We start from the raw sequence: 17,718 nt of genomic DNA, 5'->3' as shown, positions 1-17,718 counted from the left end.
TCACCCTTCTTTCCCGGTTGCCATGAGCAAAATCGCCGAGTTTCCGTTTTTTCGCGTCCAGTTTACCAAGGAAGGACAGGTGTTTCAGGGGGCAGAAACGCAGCGCCTGCTCGACTACCTGCGCGCTACGGCCGGCCACCCGCCCGTGACCGATCTGCTGGTGATTTCGCACGGGTGGAACAACGACATGGCCGAGGCGCAAAAGCTCTACGAGTGCCTGCTGCAGCGCCTGCGCCAGCACCGGCCGGCGGGGCGCAGCTTTGCCGTACTGGGGGTGTTCTGGCCGTCGAAGAAGTTTGCCGAGCAGGAGCTGATTCCCAGCGGCGCCGCCAGCGGCGGCTCGCTCGTCACGGACGAGGTACTGCGGGCCGAGCTGGACCGCCTGCGCGGCGTGTTCGACGCGGCCGCCGCCGACCAGCGGCTGGCCCGGGCCCAGGAGCTGGTGCCGTACCTGGAAGACAAAAAATCGGCCCGCAAAGAGTTTGCTGCCCTGCTGCGCGACCTGGTGGACGATGCGGCCCCGGCCCCGGACATCGACGGCGCCGAGCTGGTGGCGGAAACGCCCGACGACATGCTGGTGGAGCTGCTGGCGCAGCCCGACTCGGCATTGCCGCCGGCTCAGTTCGACGGCGAAGCCGGCGCGGGGCAGGTGGCCGGCCTCAGCGACTGGTGGGGCGACATGAAATCCGGGGCGCTGAACCTGCTCAATTTCACGACCTATTACCAGATGAAGGAGCGCGCCGGTAAAGTGGGCAGCCAGGGGCTGCGCGCCGTGCTGAAAGCGGCCGTGCAGGCCCGGCCCGGACTGCGGCTGCACCTGATTGGCCACAGCTTTGGCGGACGGCTGGTAACGGCGGCGGCCAGTGGCCAGGCCGACTTCAAGGTGAGCACCCTGACGCTGCTGCAGGCGGCTTTTTCGCACTACGGTTTTGCCCAGGATTACGACGGAGCCGGCAACCACGGGTTTTTTCGGTCCCTGTTTAAGGCCGCCGCACCCACGGTTACGGGGCCGGTGCTGATAACCCACAGTGTGCGCGACATTGCCGTCGGGCGCATGTACCCGCTGGCCTCGCGGGTGGCCCGGCAGGTCGCTGCGGGCCTGGGCGACGCCACCGACAAGTACGGCGGCATCGGGCGCAACGGGGCGCTCAAGACCCCGGAGGCCGCGACCGGCAAGCTGCTGCCGGTCGCGTCGGCTTACGCGTTCAAGCCCGGGCGCATCCTCAACCTCAACGCCGACGACGTCATTCGGGGCCACTCCGATATCTGCCGCGACGAAGTCGCCTACGCCATCATGCAGGCCGTAGCTACCACCTGATCAAAGGAGCGTCCGCGCAAAGCCCCGCCCGGCACTGTCGGGCGGGGCTTTGCGCGGAGATGTACGCCGCGCGGAGCCGAGCTTATTTGAAGTGCTCGTCCAGTTCTTTTTTCCAGATGGCCACGAAGGGTTCTTCTCCGTCCACCTGGTAGGCGCAGCGCATCACGTTGGTGTTCGACTCGATGGCAATGTTGCCGGCTGGGTCCACGGCAATGATGCCCCGGTCGCCGGCCAGCTTATCGGCGTACACGTCCACGGCCGTCCGCGCGGCTTGCCCGATGCTCATCTTCTTGTACTTGCGCAGGGCGTACACCTCGTGGGCCACGCCGGCCAGCATGATGATTTCCCCGTCGCCGGTGGTCGAAACGGCGCAGACCTCGTTGTTGGCGTAGCCACCGCCCCCGAAAATGCAGCTGTCGCCCACGCGGCCGCGCAGCTTGCCTTCGATGCCGCCGGTGGAGGTGGCCATGGCTAGGTTGCCGTACTGATCGAGGGCGACGGCGCCCACGGTGTCGTGCCGGTCGGCGTGCTCGGCTTCGGCTTCCTGAATGATTTCCAGCCACTGCTCCCGCTGCTCGTCGGTTTTGAAGTAGTTCGGGTCGTGCAGGGGCAGCCCCTGCGAAAGGGCAAATTCCTGGGCGCCTTCGCCCGTCAGGAAGGAGTGCTTGCACTTTTCCATCACCAGCCGGGCCACGCTGACGGGGTTTTTCACCAGTTTCAGGCCGCTCACCGCCCCGCCGCGCAGCGTCGCCCCGTCCATGATGGACGCCTCGGTTTCGACCTCCCCGTTGATGTTGAACATGCCGCCGCGGCCGGCATTGAACAACTCGTTGTCTTCCATGCTCTTCACGGCGGCTTCTACCGCGTCGAGGGCCGTGCCCCCGCGCTGCAGAATCTCTGCGCCGGCCATCAAGGCCTGCTTGAGGCCCTGTTTCAGCCTTTTCTCCTTTGCCGGCGGAATGGTAGCCGGGTCAGTATTGACGGCTCCGCCGTGAATGATCAGAACGCACTTGCCCATATTCGGTGCTGGTGGAATAGGTGGCGGTGTGGGAGAGCAATGCGGCGTGTCGTTGTTACGGCCGAAACCCGCCGGAGTTGGTGCCAGGGCAAGCGCTGTAGGGCCCTCCGAAAACAAAACAAGCCCGGCCGAAGCCGGGCTTGAATGAGTATAAGTAAGTTGGCTACTGCGCTGCCGCCTTGAGCTTTTCACCGAACAGCGCCTTGACCTTTTCCACCTTGGGGCGGGCCACAAATTGGCAGTAAGGCTGCGTGCCGTTCTGGTTGTAGTAGTTCTGGTGGTAGTCCTCGGCCTGGTAGAAAGGACCGGCGGGCAGGATTTCCGTTACCACGGGCTTGTCGAAGGCCTGCGCTTCGTTGAGCTTTTGCTTGTAGGTTTCAGCCAGCTGCTTTTGCTCGTCGTTGTGGTAGTAGATGCCCGAGCGGTACTGGGTGCCCACGTCGTTGCCCTGGCGGTTGAGGGTAGTGGGGTCGTGGGTTTTCCAGAAAATTTCGAGCAGCTCCTCGAAGCTGATGACGGCCGGGTCGAAGGTAAGCTGTACGACTTCGTTGTGGCCGGTCAGGCCCGAGCAGACTTCCTTGTAGGTGGGGTTGGCAATGCGGCCGCCCGTGTAGCCCGATACGACTTTCTCGACGCCTTTCAGGTTCTGAAAGACCGCCTCGACGCACCAGAAACAGCCGGCCCCGAAGGTTGCTAATTCCATGTCAGGTGGGAAATAAGGTGTGGAAGTATGGTTAAGCGCAATTGGGGCCGGAAGGTTACAAGCTGCCCGGTAGCGGCCTGCGGCCGGCCTTCACTGCTCCGGCCAAGCCGTGCAAATACCGAGCCCCGGCGCCGCAGGGCACCGGGGCTCGGATAAAGTGCCGAAATGACGGGCTTACTTACGGAAGCGCTCGGCCAGCACCAGCTCCTTGGTGCCGTGCGTCCAGCTGTAGAAGCCTTCGCCCGACTTCACGCCCAAACGGCCGGCCATTACCATGTTCACGAGCAGGGGGCAGGGAGCGTACTTGGGGTTACCAAGGCCTTCGTGCAGCACCCGCAGGATGGCCAGGCACACGTCCAGGCCGATGAAGTCGGCTAGCTGCAGCGGACCCATGGGGTGGGCCATGCCCAGTTTCATCACCGTGTCGATTTCCTCCACGCCGGCCACGCCCTCGTGCAGGGTGATGATGGCCTCGTTGATCATCGGCATCAGGATGCGGTTGGCCACGAAGCCGGGGTAGTCGTTGACTTCCGTCGGCGTCTTGCCCAGCTGCCGCGACAGCTCCATGATTTGCTCCGTCACGGCGTCGGAGGTGGCGTAGCCGCGAATCACCTCCACCAGCTTCATCACCGGCACCGGGTTCATGAAGTGCATGCCGATGACCTTGTCGGGGCGTTTCGTGACGGCCGCAATCTTGGTGATGCTGATGCTGCTCGTGTTCGAAGCCAGGATGCAGCCTTCGGGTGCCAGCTCATCGAGCTGGCGGAACAGGTCGAGCTTGATCTGCACGTTCTCGGTGGCCGCTTCCACCACCAGGCCCGCGTCGCGCACGCCGTCGGCCAGAGAGGTGCTGCGCTGCAGGCGGTTCAGGGTGGCGGCTTTGTCGTCTTCGGAAAGGCCGCCCTTGGCCACTTGGCGGTCCAGATTTTTGCCGATGGTGGTCCAGGCTTTGTCGAGGGCCGCCTGATTGAGGTCGATGAGGGTAACCGGAAAACCGTGCTGGGCAAACACGTGGGCAATGCCATTGCCCATGGTGCCCGAGCCAATAACGGCGACGTTCAGCATGTGTGGGAAGGGTGGGAGTTAGGCAAAAGAAAAAGACCCGGGAGTGCCGGGCGGGGCAAAGCTAACCGAAAGGCCGGCGCGGCCCAAGCTGCAAGACCGGGTCCGGGCCGGCGGGAAGCGCCAAAACCACAAAACCCCAGAAAAGTTTGCCCACAGATTATCAAGCTGCTAGCATAGCGAAGCAACTATGTCTGTGAATATTTTTTTGCCGGCGGATATCCTTTTGTACAACTCGGCGTACAAACCCGCAGAGCGCCTCGCCAAAGGGCTTCCAAAAAGGATGCATCCGAGGCACAGCGCTTCCCGTTCACTTCCACACCTCTCACCTTAACTCTTCTCCCACGCCATGGGCAACCTACTGTACATCATCGCGGTAATCCTGATCATCATCTGGTTACTGGGCTTCCTGGGCTTCAACAGCTTCGGGATGGGCAACCTGATTCACATCCTGCTGGTCATTGCCATCATCGCCGTGGTGCTGCGCCTCATACGCGGCAGCGCCGTCTGAATATCCCGCACCTAGTTGCGTCTGAAAAACACGAAACGGGCGGCTTCCCAGTGGGGAGCCGCCCGTTTCGTGTTTGTTACCATCTGCCGAAGCCGGCCAGCGGTTACTTGCCCAGGTCGAAGAGTAAGCTGAAGCGGATAACCGGCTGCCCGTAGATGTTCTCGATGCCGTCGTTGAAATTGTAGAGCACCGTGATGTCCAGGGCGGCTCGCTCGCCCAAGGGGCTGCGGTAGCCCACGCCGGCGAGCGGGGAGGTGATGGTCCGGTTGAACTTGTAGGGGCCGCCCAGCACGATGGGACTTGGCACGAGCTGCGCCCGCGTTACCTCGTACTCGGCGTGCACAAAGAATTGTTTGTATACGATGTACTGCGCGAAGGCTTTCACGCCAATGTTATTGCAGGAAATGTTGCTCGGGTAGCCCACGGCCTGGGCATCGCGCGAGAGGCTGAAATTGTTGAAGGTGTATGTGATACCCGGACCAATGGCAAACTTGTCGGTCACGCGGTACCCAATCGCCGGCGACGCGCCCACGTTGAACTGGGTGATGTCGTAGGAAGAGGACAAGCCCAGGTTAAAGTTCGTGTACAGAAAGTACTTGCTGGGCTTGCGCTCCGGTACCGTGACGGCGCCGGGCACGGGGCTGCCGTCCGTCGGCAGGGGCTGGGCCGGACGGCCGTCGTCGTCAATACCGGTGGGGCGGCCGACTGGGGCTGGCGTGGCCGGCTGGGGCCGGGGCGTGCCGGGCAGCGGCTGGGCCGTGCGGCCGTCGTCGTCGATGCCGCCGCTGGGGCGCACCGGCTGTTGGGGCACGGGCTGCTGCGGTTGCGCCGGCGTGGGCTGCGCAGGGGCGGGCGTAGCGGGGCGCGGGGGCGGTGCCATGGGTGGGCCGGTCGGCAACTGGGGCTTCACGTACGTGGTGTCCGTTCGTTGGGCCTGGGCCTCGGTGGTAAACAATAATCCGGCGGCGCTGAGCGCGGCCACCAGCAGTAAACGCTTCATAGGGGGAGAGCGAAAGGTCCTTCGGAAGGTAAGTAACAAAAAGGCCGCGGATCGTTGCATCCGCGGCCTTTCAAAGCAGAACGCTAGGCGCCGACCGTTTGGTACATGCGCTGGCGCTGGGCCTTGATGGTCTCGTCGGCCAGGTACTCCTCGTACGTCATGCGCTTGTCGATGATGCCGTCCGGGGTCAGCTCGATGATGCGGTTGGCCACCGTGTCGATGAACTGCAAGTCGTGCGAGGCGAAGAGCATGGAGCCGGTGAAGTCGCGCAGCGAGTTGTTCAGGGCCGTGATGCTTTCCAGGTCCAGGTGGTTCGTCGGGTCGTCGAGCACGAGCACGTTGCCCGACTCCATCATCATCTTGGAGAGCATGCAGCGTACTTTCTCGCCCCCGCTAAGCACATTCGACTTCTTCTGCGACTCTTCGCCCGAGAAGAGCATGCGGCCCAGGAAGCCCCGGATAAACGACTCGTCCTTCTCCGTGCTGTACTGGCGCAGCCAGTCCACCAGGTTCAGGTCGGTGTTGAAGAACTCGGTGTTCTCTTTCGGGAAGTAAGAGGGCGTGATGGTCGTGCCCCACTTGAAGTCGCCTTTATCGGCCTTTTTCTGCTCGAACAGGATGTCGAAGAGCAGCGAGGCGGCGCGGTCGTCGCGGCTGATGATGGCCACCTTGTCCTTCTTGTCGAGGCTGAACGACACGTTGCGGAAGATGGTCTCGCCGTCGACCGTGGCGGCCAGGTTTTCTACCGTCAGCAGCTGGTTGCCGGCTTCGCGCTCGGCCTTGAAGGCGATGTAAGGGTACTTGCGCGACGAAGGCTTGATTTCTTCCAGCGTAAGCTTTTGCAGCAGCTTCTGGCGCGAGGTGGCCTGCTTGGATTTTGAGGCGTTGGCCGAGAAGCGGCGCACAAACTCTTCCAGTTCCTTGCGCTTGTCCTCGGTCTTCTTGTTCACCTCCTGGCGCTGGCGCAGCGCCAGCTGCGACGACTCGTACCAGAACGAGTAGTTGCCGGGGTACATGGTGATTTTCGAGAAGTCCAGGTCGGCCATGTAGTTACACACCGCGTCGAGGAAGTGGCGGTCGTGGCTCACTACGATAACGGTGTTCTGGAACCCGTCGAGGAAATTTTCCAGCCACAACACGGTCTCGGCGTCGAGGCCGTTGGTGGGTTCGTCCAGCAGCAGCACGTCGGGGTTGCCGAACAGGGCCTGGGCCAGCAGCACGCGCACCTTATCGGAGGTGCCCAGGTCGCCCATCATCGTGTAGTGCTTGTCTTCGCCGATGCCGAGGCCGGAGAGCAGTTCGGCCGCTTCGTAGTCGGCGTTCCAGCCCTCCAGGTCGGCAAACTCACCTTCCAACACGGCCGCCCGCTCGCCGTCGGCGTCGGAGAAATCCGGCTTGGCGTAGATGGCGTCCTTTTCCTCCATCACCTTCCACAGGCGCTGGTGACCCATAATCACCGTTTGCAGCACCGGGTAGTTGTCGTAGGCAAACTGGTCCTGCTTCAGTACCGATAGGCGCGCGCCGTTGGGCATGTCCACCGAACCCGTGTTCGGCTCGATTTCGCCCGACAGAATCTTCAGGAAGGTGGATTTGCCCGCCCCGTTGGCCCCGATGAGGCCGTACACGTTGCCGGGCATGAACTTGATGGTGACGTCTTCAAACAACACGCGCTTGCCGTAGCGCAGGCTGACGTTGGTAGTGCTGATCATGCAGGAAAAGTAAGCGGAATAAGGACGGACCCCGACCCGGAAAAACCGCGCAAAGGTAGAGAAAAAAATGCCCGTGCCGGTTGGAGAATCCGCCCTGTAACACCGGCGCGGCCGCAAAAAATCCCGGTCGCTCAAAGTTCATTGCCAAGGGCTTGGCGGCGGATAAAACGGAATTTGTGCGGGCCAAGCACAACCAGCGACGCCGAATGGCAGTATTACACTTCAACGCCGCTTTGCTGGCCTGACCGGCTGAGTAGCACCCCTTTCGGGACGGTGCGGCGCGGACCCATCTCTCCAACTCCTCTAAAATCTTCCTGCCTTATGGCTGACCACATGCTTTCCCCTGAGCGCAACGGTATTCGCTACGGCCTGTTCACGGCTGCGGCCATGGCTGCTTATTTCCTGGTTGCTTCGCTGCTTGGCGTAGCGCACAAAATCGAGTACAGCTACCTGAACTTTGTCATTTTGGCCATCGGCGTATGCATCGCCATTGCGCACTACAAAGCCGTTCGGCACGACCGCATGCCGTACCTGCACGGGTTCGGCACGGGCATCATCACGGCCGGCGTCGCTAGCGTTGTCTTTGGTCTCTTCTTCGTAGTGTATTCGGTTGTCAGCCCGGGCCTGATGGAGCGGATGCGTGCCGAGGACCTGTTTGGCTTTGACCTCTCCGTCACCGTTGCTTTCCTGGCTCTGCTGCTGCAAGGCGTGATGTCGGGCGTCATCATTTCGCTCATTGCCATGCAGTACTTCAAGAGCCCGGACCACAAGCCCATGCAGCACGTGGAATAACCCGGCGCAGCCTGAATTACTTAGCCCGAGCGGCCCTGCACGTGCGTGCGGGGCCGCTTTTTTGTGCTTGCAAAGGCCCTTTTCCCATTGTGACCATTATTCCCAGCATGGGAACGTTACGATTGCGGCAACGTGTTTATATCCCAAGAATAAATGTTTTCTGACAGTCTTGTTTTAAAACTTTATTAATATATATTTGGACTAAACATAGCCCGGAAGCCAAGCCGAGGCTGGATTGTCCAACCACCACTTTTTTGCTTTTCTCCACCATGAAGGTACTTACCCTCACCCTCTTGCTGAGCGGGCTGGCTGTGGCTGCGTCTGCTCAAATGAAAGACCGCGTGGCCGCCGCTCCCGGGGGGCAGCCCGCCGTGACCACGGCCGCTGAGCTTACCCGCCAAATGGCCAACCGCCTGCAGCTCAACGAAGCGCAGTACATCCGCCTGCGCTCAGTGAACCAGATCAAGCTGGCCCGCATGGACGAAATTCAGTGGCAGTACCAGCAGGATCCATCGGCCCGGCAGGCAAAAATGGCCGAGCTTGAGGCCCAGTACGAGCAGGAATGCCGGCGCATCCTTACCCCGTCGCAAATCGGGATGCTGCACAACGAGCAGAAGCAGGACGCTACGCCACTACCGGCCGATCCGGCCAGCAACGGTCTGGGCTAAGCCAAACCGGGTAACGTCATTGACCGAAACGCCACGTGGGCGGCCTCCTTGCGAAGCCGCCCACGTGGCGTTTCGGGTAGTGTGCACCTTACGGAAGCGGCGGCGCAGAGGTGTACAATACCTCCGTGACGGTGCCGAGGGAACCAAAGCGCACCATCAGGCGGCGGGTGCTGGCCGAAGGGTGGTTGGGGGCGCACTGGGGACCGGGTACGACGTAGTAGTAATACACCCGCTGGGTTTGTTCCTGCAGTTCCTCTTCGTCGGGCCGGCCCAGCAGGTCGGTCACCGCGTCAACATGCACGTTGTAGAGCTGCTCCCGGTTTTGATCGAGGGTTGGGAGCAGGGTTTGGCGGACGCCGCCGCAGCCGCGCTGGTCTTGTTGCCAGGCCGCCGCATCGAAGCCAGGCAGCGACTTGAGCGAGCGGCCACAGCCGGCCAGCAGCAGCGCACACAAAAAATAAAGGGCCGAGCGTTGTAACATCGTGGGAACCAGCATGCCATTCGGCCAGTTAAGTGGGCCGAGGTTGGACAAAACTACTATTTTTGTCTTTGCTCCGGTTGACGCATCGCGTTTACGTACTCCACCACCTATGAAGCTTGCTCGTTACGGCCTGATTGGGCTGTTGTTGCTGACCGCGGGGCTTCGGCCGGCCCTGGCTGCCAAACCGGCCCAGGTGCCCAGCGCGGCCCAAGCGGCGACCACCGCCGCTTTCGAACAGTATTTACTCCGCACTTACGTGGGAGCCCGCCTGGCCCAGACGGGGCTGAACGTGCAGGTGCTGCGCAACGCCCTGATCGGCTACTTCAACCTGCGCAGCCGCGGGCTGGCCAAGCGGCCGGTGCTGACGGTTATCGACTTTAGTCGCTCCAGCCGCCAGAACCGCCTGTGGGTTATCGACCTGAGCCGCACGCGGCTGCTCTACCACACGCTGGTGGCGCACGGCAAGAACACGGGCGGCGACGTGGCCCAGACCTTCTCCAACCGCCTCGGCTCGGAGATGAGCAGCCTCGGCTTTTACGTGACCGGCAACACCTACCAGGGCAAGCACGGCCTCTCGCTCAAGCTGCGGGGGCTGGACCCGCGCTACAACTCGCAGGCCGCCGAACGGGCCGTGGTCGTGCACGGTGCCGACTACGTCAGCCAGGACTTTATCCGGCAAAACGGCCGCCTGGGCCGCAGCCAGGGCTGCCCCGCGCTGCCCGCCGCGCAGTCGGCGAGCATTATCAAGACCATCCAGAGCGGGTCGGTGCTGTTTGTGCAAGGGCCGCGCTCGGTACCCTACACCTCAGATTGGCTGAACCTCAACGCGGCCCTGCCGGCGTTTGCGCGCACCGAGGGCGCCGCGTTCAGCACCGGACAATAGATCAGGTTTCCATATAAGCCCCACGGCCCGCTCCGAAGCTTCGGAGCGGGCCGTGGGGCTTATATGGGGTTATTTGCGCAAGCGTCAGGCCCGGTCGCCGGTGGCACGCACCAGGCTGATGCCGGCAAAGAAGAAAATCAGGCCGACGCCCAGGGGCACAAACGAATTGATTTTGCTCAGGTCGGCCATGCCGAGCAGGCCCATGGCGCCGTAGATGATGCCCGCAATGCCGAGCAGCGTCAGCAGGGAGCCAAAAGTGCGTTTCTGATTCATGGTCTGGAAGAGTAGATGGGAGTGAAGCACCCGCCGGGCGGGCAGCTGTTGTGCCTGATACGCAAGGGTCACGGTTTTGGCTGCTTTGGGGCGTACAACCCTGCCGCGCGCGCCGCGTTAGATTCTGTGCCGGCGAAAACCGTCGGTTGATCCTTCCCCCACACCCCGTCTTTCCATGAGAGGCAGCCTTCGATACATCATTGCCCTGCTGGTAGCCGGGTTTTCGTTCATCACCTACTACTGCAACCGGCAAACCAACCCCGTCACGGGCGAGGTGCAACACGTGAGCATGACCGCCGAGCAGGAAGTAGCGCTGGGCCTGCAGGCCGCCCCGCAGATGGCTCAGCAATACGGCGGGCTGCACCCCGATCAGCAGGCGCAGGCCGCCGTCGACCGCGTCGGGCAGCAGCTGGTGCAGGCTTCCGGCGCCACCCAGTCGCCGTACCGCTTTGACTTTCACCTGCTGGCCGACGAGCAGACCATCAATGCATTTGCCCTGCCGGGCGGGCAGGTGTTTATCACGGCCGGCCTCTTGAAAAACCTGAAAACCGAGGGGCAGCTGGCCGGCGTGCTTGGCCACGAAATCGGCCACGTCATAGGGCGGCACTCGGCCGAGCAGCTGGCCAAGCAGCAGCTCACGCAGGGCCTGGCCGGCGCCGGTGCCATTGCCGCCTACGACCCCGACCGGCCCGGCGGCTCGGTAGCCAATGCCGCCATTGCCGCCGCCATTGCCAAGGTGGTGAACCTGCGCTTTGGGCGCGAGGACGAGCTGGAATCGGACCGACTGGCCGTGAAGTACACCGCCGACGCCGGCTACGACCCCCGCGCCATGATTCAGGTGATGCAGATTCTGGAGCAGGCCGGTGGCCGCAGCGGCGGCCCCGAGTTTCTGAGCACCCACCCCAACCCGGGCAACCGCGTGGGGGTGCTGGAAAACGAAATTGCGGAAGAGTTTCCGAGCGGTATTCCGGCGGGCCTGAAGCCGTAGCTTTGGGGCCGGATGGCTTGCTGCTGCACGGCCGGGGCGTATTGCCCCGGCCTTTTTCGTGGCCGCCGCGTTATTACGGCGGCAGAAACGCTTTTCCTATGTTGCCGCCTATGTCTGACACCCCACCCATTCTCCGCCGGTTGTTGTTCGTGATGAACCCCATTTCGGGCGACATCGACAAGGCCGACGTACAGGACCTGATCCGGCGCACCTGCGCCGAGCGCGGCCGCACGGCCCGGCTGTACGAAACCAGCGGCCAAGACGACCTACACCAGCTCCGGGAGTTCTTGCGGACCCACGAGTACGACGCCGTATTTGCCGCCGGCGGCGATGGCACCGTGAGCCTGGTGGCCCAGGCCCTGCAGGGGCAGCCGCTACCCATGGGCATCGTGCCGCTGGGTTCGGGCAACGGGCTTTCCAAGGACCTCGGCATCCCGCAGGATACACAGGACGCCTTGCAGCTGATCTGGCAGCACGACGTGCGCGAGCTAGACACGCTCACGGTGGGCGGACACTTTGCGGCGCACCTGGCCGATCTGGGTTTCAACGCGCTGGTGGTGGAGCGCTTCGCGCAGGGCGGCACCCGCGGCCCCGGCGCCTACGTGCGGGTGGCGCTGCAGGAATACATGCGCTACGAGCCCGCCCGCTACCGCGTGGTGACGGACCGTGAAACCTGGGAGGGCGAAGCCTTTATGCTCACCATTGCCAACGCCCGCACCTTCGGCAGCAACGTCGTCATCAACCCCGCCAGCCGCATGGACGACGGCCGATTTGAGGTCTGCGTCATCGAGCCCTTTCCGGGCACGGCGGCCCCGGGCATTCTGTATCAGCTCTATACCGAAGGCTTCGACGAGTCGGCGTACACGCGGCGGCTGCCGTGCCAGCGGGCCCGCATTGAGGTGCCAGGCGCCACGCAGGTGAGCGTGCAGGTAGACGGGGAGCCCATGCTCATGCCCACGCCGGTAGAAGTAGTTATTAATCCGCGGAGCCTGCGCGTGCTGGTGCCGCATGCGGCGCAGGCGTAGCGGGTGCGGGCACCAGAGGCCAGCGGAAGGGCGTTGGGGCCGGGGTGCCCTGCGCATCGGCGGGCTCCCAGGTCTGCAGCCAGAGCTGGCCGTCGGCGTAATAATCGAGCGTGAAGAAGCCTTTATGCTCGTGGGTGAACGTGGCTTTGCCGCCGGCTTCCACGTACGCCGTCTTGCTGCCCGCCCCGCTCACGATGTAGTGCACCCCGCGCCGCAGGAAATACTGCAGGTTGTGGTCGTGGCCGGCGGCGTACACCGCGCCGGGAAACTGGCGCAGCACCTGCAGCAGGCGGCGGCGCATGCGCCGGTAGCGCGGGTGGGCCATGTCTTCGGCGGCCCCAAGTACCCGCCGGTAAGCGGGAAACAACGAGCCCAGCACGGGCAAAGGCACGTAAGCGCGCTTGTGCGCCGCCGTGAGCGGAAAAACGTGCTGCTTGACGGTGAATTTGCCGCCGTGCATGGCATTGGAGTACAGCGGGTGGTGCCCCACCACGACCAGCTGCTGCTGCGCGTGCCGGGCCATCAGCTGCTGCAGCTGCGCGAACGGCTCCTGGGCGTCGTTGGCAGTGCAGCCGTTCGCAGCTCCCAGCGGCCGCGGCCCGCGCTGCACCCACCACTGGGTATTGAGCACGAGCAACACCAAGCCCTCGGCCAGCGGGAGAGCAACGGGGCCAGGGCAACCGTTTTCGGGCAGGTAGCGGGCCCGGGGCAGGTGGTGGCGCACGTAGGCTTCCTGCGCCTGCAGGTAGGCGTAACCGTCGGCGCGGCCCTTGTTCCAGTCGTGGTTGCCGCTCAGGTAAATTACCTGCCCCGGAAAGTCGCGCAGCAGCGCCAGTTGAGCATCGAGGCGCCGCTCGGCGGCGGGACGCTGCGGGTTGCCCAAGGGCGGCAGGCCCGTGGGGTACACGTTGTCGCCGAGCAGCACCACCGTGCCCGCCGCGCCGGCCTCGCGCAGCCAGTGCTGCAGCAGGTTCAGCACAGGGTCGCGGCCATCGGTGGCCACGGCCCCCAAGTCGCCGATCAGGCACAGGCGGTACCGGGGCGCTTCGCTGGGCGGCGTGAGGCTGGCCCATTGCCGGGCCGCCGGAGCTACGTAGGGCCGGCGGCGGAAGCGGCGCTCCAGCGCGTACTGGTACAATAGCCAGCCCACCACCAAGGCCAGAATCAGGGCGGGCAACCATGGAAGAAGCTGTGTCACCCTGCCCTGTACGGGCAAGCGCCCGGCAACGGTCGGCTTTGGGCACGCGGCCGCTGCTGTGCCGCGCCCAAACGTTGGCCTTAGGCGCGTGTAGCGGGCCCTCAGCCGTTAAAAGTTCGGGGGCGTGAGGTGCTTGAAGTGTCCGTTGAGCCGCACGCGCTCCTTGAGCCGCTCGGTTTCCAGCACCACCGGCAGGATGTGCTGCAGGTGTTCCAGCACGAACGCCTGCCGGTCGGCTTCGGACGCCATGGCCAGCAGTTCGTACTCCTGCTCGGTGGACAGACCCAGTTGGTGCGCAATGTCGAACGTGGCGTACTCAGGGGACAGCTCAATAAACAGTTTTTGCAGGCCCAGCGCATCGTAGAGGCGTTCGATTTGGGCGCTGATGCGCTGCCGCAGGACCGGGTCGGCGGCGCCTTCTTCCTGAAACTCCTCGACGGTGGCAGCGCCGTACAGCTTGCCCGGCGCTTGCCGAAACACCTCGGTGATGCGGAAGCGCCCGACGGCCAGCGTCCGGATATCCGACTCGCCGCCGGCGTAGGTACGCTCGACCTTGGTCAGGCGCATTTCGGTGCCGACAGGCTGCACACGGTCGGCCAGAAAGGGCGCAATGCCGAAGCTGATGTCCTCCTGCAGGCAATCTTCGATCAGCTGCCGGTAGCGCGGCTCGAAAATGTGCAGGTTGAGCTTCTCGCCCGGAAACACGACCAGGTTCAAGGGGAAGAGGGGTAAGAGGCGCATGGGAGCTGAGCAAACAGGTAGCGGCTGAATACGGAGGGGTGCCGGCTGAAAACCTGCGCGGCTGGCTCCGGCTTGTAAAGTAGGGTTTTGCCGCTTTTGTTAGCTACTTCTGCGCGGGCTTTCGGGTAAGCAGCGAGCCGGCACAGGCCGGCTGCACCACGGGTAATCCACCGTTGGGTTCACACAAACGATTGTGTGAATTCAAAAGCTTTGTCTACTTTACGTCTTGAGCGGGTTGCCGACGCAGATACGGCCGCGCTTGCCCGCCCGCCGCCCCCCTGGTTTGTCCGCTACTTTTTACCCACGCCCCCTTCGCCATGACACCACTCTTCCGCGCCGGTATGCTGGCCCGCAGCAGCGCCGGATTGGTCAGCCTGTTTATTCTGGTCGGCTGCGAGCAGTCGAAGCCCGCTGAGCAAACGGCGGCGGAAACGCCCTTGGTGGCCGATTCGGTTACGATACCGGCCGCAGCGCCGGCCAGCAAGTTTGCCACCCCGGCGGCCTTGCCCTTCGGCATGACCAAGGACGGCCAGGATGCGCTGCTGTACACGCTCACCAACGCCCACGGCCTGCGGGTGAGCATCACCAACTACGGCGGCACGGTGACCAAGGTGGTGGTGCCCGACAGGGACGGCCGGCCCAGCGACGTGGTGTTGGGTTTCGACAACGTAAGCGACTACCAAAGCCCGGCGTACCAGAAAGCCGGCCCGTACTTCGGGGCGCTGATCGGGCGCTACGGCAACCGCATCCGCGGGGGGCAGTTCACGCTGAACGGGCAGCAGTACACCCTGGCCAAAAACAACGACGCCAACCACCTGCACGGCGGCACCCGCGGCTTCGACAAGGTGGTGTGGCAAACCGAGCCGGGCACTTCCGCCGAGGGGCAGACGCTCACGCTCAAGTACCTGAGCAAGGACGGCGAGGAAGGCTACCCCGGCAACCTGCAGGTGAAAGTGGTGTACACGCTGACCACCGACGACGCCCTGAAGATTGACTACACGGCCACCACCGACAAGGCCACGCCCGTCAACCTGACCAACCACGCTTACTTCAACCTCGGCCTGGGCCGCACCAAAGACGTGCTGGCCCACCAGCTCACCATCCCGGCCGACCGCTACACCGTGGTCGACGCCGGCCTGATTCCAACCGGGGAACTGCGCCCGGTGAAGGGCACGCCCTTCGACTTCACCGCCCCGCGCGCCATCGGGGTGCGCATCGGGCAGGTGCCCGGCGGCTACGACCACAACTGGGTGCTGAACCAGTCCGACGGGATGCACGCGGCGGCTTCCGTGTACGAGCCCACCACGGGCCGCACCCTGGACGTGACGACCACCGAGCCGGGCCTGCAGTTTTACACCGGCAACTTCCTCGACGGCACGCTGAAAGGCAAGGAGGACATCGTCTACGGCAAGCACGCAGGCTTCTGCCTGGAAACCCAGCACTTTCCCGATTCGCCTAACCAGCCCAAGTTTCCGAGCACCATTCTGGAGCCCGGCCAGACGCTGCGTTCCACCACGGTGTACCGTTTCGGCGTGCGCAAATAGGCGAACTGGTGAGCTGGTGAGTGCCGTTCGGCTTGCGCGACATGCGTGGCGCCGGCCTCCCGGACACCAACTCACCAGTTCACCACCTCACCAGTTCACCTACATGTCCAAGACCTTCGTAATCGGCATCGACTACGGTACCGACTCCGTGCGGGCCGTGCTCGTGGATGCCCACACCGGGGCCGAAGTAGCCCAGGCCGTGCACCCGTACGCCCGCTGGAACGAGCAGCGCTACTGCTACGCGGCCCACAACCAGTTTCGGCAGCACCCGCTCGACCACCTCGAAGGCCTGGAGGCCACTGTGCGCCAGGTAGCCGCTAAGGTCGATAAGGCGCAGATCGTGGGCCTGGCTGTGGATACCACCGGCTCGACGCCCGGCCCGGTCAACGAGCAGGGCGTGGCCCTGGCCCTGCTGCCCGGCTTCGAGGAGAATCCGAACGCCATGTTCGTGCTCTGGAAAGACCACACGGCGTTGGAAGAAGCCGCCGAAATCAACCAAAAAGCCCAAAGCTGGGGCGGCCCCGACTACACCCAGTTTGAAGGTGGGGTGTATTCCTCGGAGTGGTTCTGGGCCAAAATCATGCACGTGGTACGCCAGGATGAGGCCGTAGCCCAGGCCGCGTACTCCTGGATGGAGCACTGCGACTGGCTCACCTTGCAGCTCACCGGCGGCGACCTGGCATCCTGCAAGCGCAGCCGCTGCGCCGCCGGCCACAAGGCCATGTGGCACGAGAGCTGGGGCGGCCTGCCCAGCGAAGAGTTCCTGGTGCACCTGGAGCCCCGGCTGGCCGGCCTGCGCGCCCGGCTTTACACCGACACGTTTACCGCCGACGAAGCGGCCGGCACGCTCTCGGCCGAGTGGGCCGAGCGCCTGGGCCTGAGCCCCCGCACGGTGGTGGCCGTGGGCACCTTCGACGCCCACGCCGGCGCCGTGGCGGGCGAAATCGAGGCGCACTCCATGGTGAAAGTCATGGGCACCTCCACCTGCGACATCGTGGTGGCGCCGATGGACGAAGTGGGCCGCCGGCTGGTGCCCGGCATCTGCGGGCAGGTAGATGGCTCGGTGGTGCCCGGCATGCTGGGCCTGGAGGCCGGGCAATCGGCCGTGGGCGACCTGCTGGCGTGGTTTCGGCAGGTGCTGGAGTGGCCGCTGCGCACCTTGCTGCCGCAGTCGGCGGTGCTGGCGGCCGCGCAGCAGCAGGCCCTGCTACTGGAGCTGGGCGAGCGGATGATGGCCGCGCTCAACCAGGCCGCCGCCGCCGTCGACCCCACCGAATCGGCCGTGCTGGCCCTGGACTGGGTGAACGGCCGGCGTACGCCCGACGCCAACCAGGCCCTGAAAGGCGCGCTGATGAACCTCACGATGGGCACCTCGGCCCCGCACATCTTCCGCGCGTTGGTGGAGTCCATCTGCTACGGCTCCCGCCAGATCGTGGAGCGCTTCGAGGAGCAGGGCGTACCCATCAAGCAGGTTATTGGCCTGGGCGGCGTGGCCAAAAAGTCGGCTTTCATGATGCAGACCCTGGCCGACGTACTCAACCGGCCCATCAAGGTGGCCGAGTCGGACCAGGCCCCGGCGCTGGGCGCGGCCATGTACGCGGCCGTAGCCGCCGGCCTGCACCCCGACGTGACGACGGCCCAGCGCGCCATGGGCAACGGCTTCGCCGAAACTTACACGCCAACCCCCGCCCGCGTCGCCGACTACGAAACGCGTTACCGGCAGTACCAGGCCTTCGGGGCGTTTGTGGAAGCCCAGACGCCGCGCATAGCCTAACCGGAGGTCTGGCCGCTGGCGTTGCGCCCG

The 17,718-nt window shown here is 64.1% G+C and carries 18 protein-coding genes; 9 read left to right on the top strand and 9 right to left on the bottom strand.

Going from position 1 to position 17,718, the window contains the following annotated elements; genetic code table 11:
- Window positions 1-22 precede the first annotated feature (22 nt).
- On the top strand, window positions 23-1,318 hold the full coding sequence (locus ACYVKQ_RS01730; protein WP_460574965.1) for an alpha/beta fold hydrolase: 1,296 nt from the start codon (window positions 23-25) through the stop codon (window positions 1,316-1,318).
- Window positions 1,319-1,400: 82 nt separating this feature from the next.
- On the opposite strand, the gene ACYVKQ_RS01725 is transcribed toward ACYVKQ_RS01730, so the two are convergent.
- From ACYVKQ_RS01725 to ACYVKQ_RS01715, 3 genes are all read right to left on the bottom strand, one after another.
- Window positions 1,401-2,336 (bottom strand): isoaspartyl peptidase/L-asparaginase family protein, encoded by a 936-nt coding sequence (locus tag ACYVKQ_RS01725; RefSeq protein WP_460574963.1) that lies wholly within the window; start codon window positions 2,334-2,336, stop codon window positions 1,401-1,403.
- Between the two features lie 163 nt (window positions 2,337-2,499).
- A complete protein-coding gene (msrA, locus tag ACYVKQ_RS01720) occupies window positions 2,500-3,039 on the bottom strand; it encodes a peptide-methionine (S)-S-oxide reductase (protein ID WP_460574961.1) in 540 nt (179 codons plus the stop codon).
- A 174-nt stretch (window positions 3,040-3,213) separates the two neighbouring features.
- Window positions 3,214-4,104: a 3-hydroxyacyl-CoA dehydrogenase family protein gene (locus ACYVKQ_RS01715; RefSeq protein WP_460574959.1), complete on the bottom strand. Its 891-nt coding sequence runs from the start codon at window positions 4,102-4,104 to the stop codon at window positions 3,214-3,216.
- Between the two features lie 346 nt (window positions 4,105-4,450).
- Here ACYVKQ_RS01715 and ACYVKQ_RS01710 point away from each other — a divergent pair, with 346 nt between their 5' ends.
- A complete protein-coding gene (locus ACYVKQ_RS01710) occupies window positions 4,451-4,612 on the top strand; it encodes a lmo0937 family membrane protein (RefSeq protein WP_460574957.1) in 162 nt (53 codons plus the stop codon).
- A 103-nt stretch (window positions 4,613-4,715) separates the two neighbouring features.
- Here ACYVKQ_RS01710 and ACYVKQ_RS01705 read toward each other — a convergent pair whose 3' ends face one another.
- Window positions 4,716-5,612: a hypothetical protein gene (locus ACYVKQ_RS01705; protein WP_460574955.1), complete on the bottom strand. Its 897-nt coding sequence runs from the start codon at window positions 5,610-5,612 to the stop codon at window positions 4,716-4,718.
- An 83-nt stretch (window positions 5,613-5,695) separates the two neighbouring features.
- Window positions 5,696-7,321, bottom strand: a complete 1,626-nt coding sequence (locus ACYVKQ_RS01700) for an ABC-F family ATP-binding cassette domain-containing protein (RefSeq protein ID WP_460574953.1) — start codon at window positions 7,319-7,321, stop codon at window positions 5,696-5,698.
- A gap of 321 nt (window positions 7,322-7,642) precedes the next feature.
- On the opposite strand from ACYVKQ_RS01700, the gene ACYVKQ_RS01695 reads away from it, so the two are divergent.
- Both ACYVKQ_RS01695 and ACYVKQ_RS01690 read left to right on the top strand, forming a co-directional pair.
- Entirely contained in the window at window positions 7,643-8,113 is a 471-nt protein-coding gene (locus ACYVKQ_RS01695) for a DUF4199 domain-containing protein (RefSeq protein WP_460574951.1), read from the top strand.
- 269 nt (window positions 8,114-8,382) lie between these two features.
- Window positions 8,383-8,781, top strand: a complete 399-nt coding sequence (locus tag ACYVKQ_RS01690; protein ID WP_460574949.1) for a hypothetical protein — start codon at window positions 8,383-8,385, stop codon at window positions 8,779-8,781.
- Window positions 8,782-8,869: 88 nt separating this feature from the next.
- On the opposite strand, the gene ACYVKQ_RS01685 is transcribed toward ACYVKQ_RS01690, so the two are convergent.
- Window positions 8,870-9,277: a hypothetical protein gene (locus tag ACYVKQ_RS01685; protein ID WP_460574947.1), complete on the bottom strand. Its 408-nt coding sequence runs from the start codon at window positions 9,275-9,277 to the stop codon at window positions 8,870-8,872.
- Window positions 9,278-9,371: 94 nt separating this feature from the next.
- Between ACYVKQ_RS01685 and ACYVKQ_RS01680 the strand changes: the two genes are divergently transcribed.
- Window positions 9,372-10,145, top strand: a complete 774-nt coding sequence (locus tag ACYVKQ_RS01680) for a murein L,D-transpeptidase catalytic domain family protein (protein WP_460574945.1) — start codon at window positions 9,372-9,374, stop codon at window positions 10,143-10,145.
- An 84-nt stretch (window positions 10,146-10,229) separates the two neighbouring features.
- Here ACYVKQ_RS01680 and ACYVKQ_RS01675 read toward each other — a convergent pair whose 3' ends face one another.
- The gene (locus ACYVKQ_RS01675) at window positions 10,230-10,418 is read right to left on the bottom strand and encodes a hypothetical protein (RefSeq protein ID WP_460574943.1); all 189 of its coding nucleotides are present in this window, start codon (window positions 10,416-10,418) and stop codon (window positions 10,230-10,232) included.
- A gap of 175 nt (window positions 10,419-10,593) precedes the next feature.
- Here ACYVKQ_RS01675 and ACYVKQ_RS01670 point away from each other — a divergent pair, with 175 nt between their 5' ends.
- Together ACYVKQ_RS01670 and ACYVKQ_RS01665 are read left to right on the top strand one after the other, a co-directional pair.
- Entirely contained in the window at window positions 10,594-11,406 is an 813-nt protein-coding gene (locus ACYVKQ_RS01670) for a M48 family metalloprotease (RefSeq protein ID WP_460574941.1), read from the top strand.
- A 110-nt stretch (window positions 11,407-11,516) separates the two neighbouring features.
- Complete coding sequence (locus ACYVKQ_RS01665; protein ID WP_460574939.1) at window positions 11,517-12,431, top strand: diacylglycerol/lipid kinase family protein; 915 nt, start codon at window positions 11,517-11,519, stop codon at window positions 12,429-12,431.
- Here ACYVKQ_RS01665 and ACYVKQ_RS01660 read toward each other — a convergent pair.
- Together ACYVKQ_RS01660 and ACYVKQ_RS01655 are read right to left on the bottom strand one after the other, a co-directional pair.
- Window positions 12,382-13,608 carry a metallophosphoesterase family protein gene (locus ACYVKQ_RS01660; protein WP_460574937.1) on the bottom strand — a complete coding sequence of 409 codons (1,227 nt, stop codon included), beginning with the start codon at window positions 13,606-13,608 and terminating at the stop codon, window positions 12,382-12,384. The genes ACYVKQ_RS01665 and ACYVKQ_RS01660 overlap by 50 nt on opposite strands.
- Before the next feature lie 129 nt (window positions 13,609-13,737).
- Entirely contained in the window at window positions 13,738-14,370 is a 633-nt protein-coding gene (locus tag ACYVKQ_RS01655) for an LON peptidase substrate-binding domain-containing protein (protein WP_460574934.1), read from the bottom strand.
- 317 nt (window positions 14,371-14,687) lie between these two features.
- Between ACYVKQ_RS01655 and ACYVKQ_RS01650 the strand changes: the two genes are divergently transcribed.
- Complete coding sequence (locus ACYVKQ_RS01650; RefSeq protein ID WP_460574932.1) at window positions 14,688-15,914, top strand: aldose epimerase family protein; 1,227 nt, start codon at window positions 14,688-14,690, stop codon at window positions 15,912-15,914.
- Between the two features lie 103 nt (window positions 15,915-16,017).
- Window positions 16,018-17,688 carry a ribulokinase gene (locus ACYVKQ_RS01645; protein WP_460574930.1) on the top strand — a complete coding sequence of 557 codons (1,671 nt, stop codon included), beginning with the start codon at window positions 16,018-16,020 and terminating at the stop codon, window positions 17,686-17,688.
- The last annotated feature ends 30 nt before the right edge of the window (window positions 17,689-17,718 follow it).

This window comes from Hymenobacter coalescens (assembly GCF_054783195.1).
The sequence above is the reverse complement of the archived record's forward strand: the minus strand, read 5'-3'. Positions and strand labels throughout refer to the sequence as shown.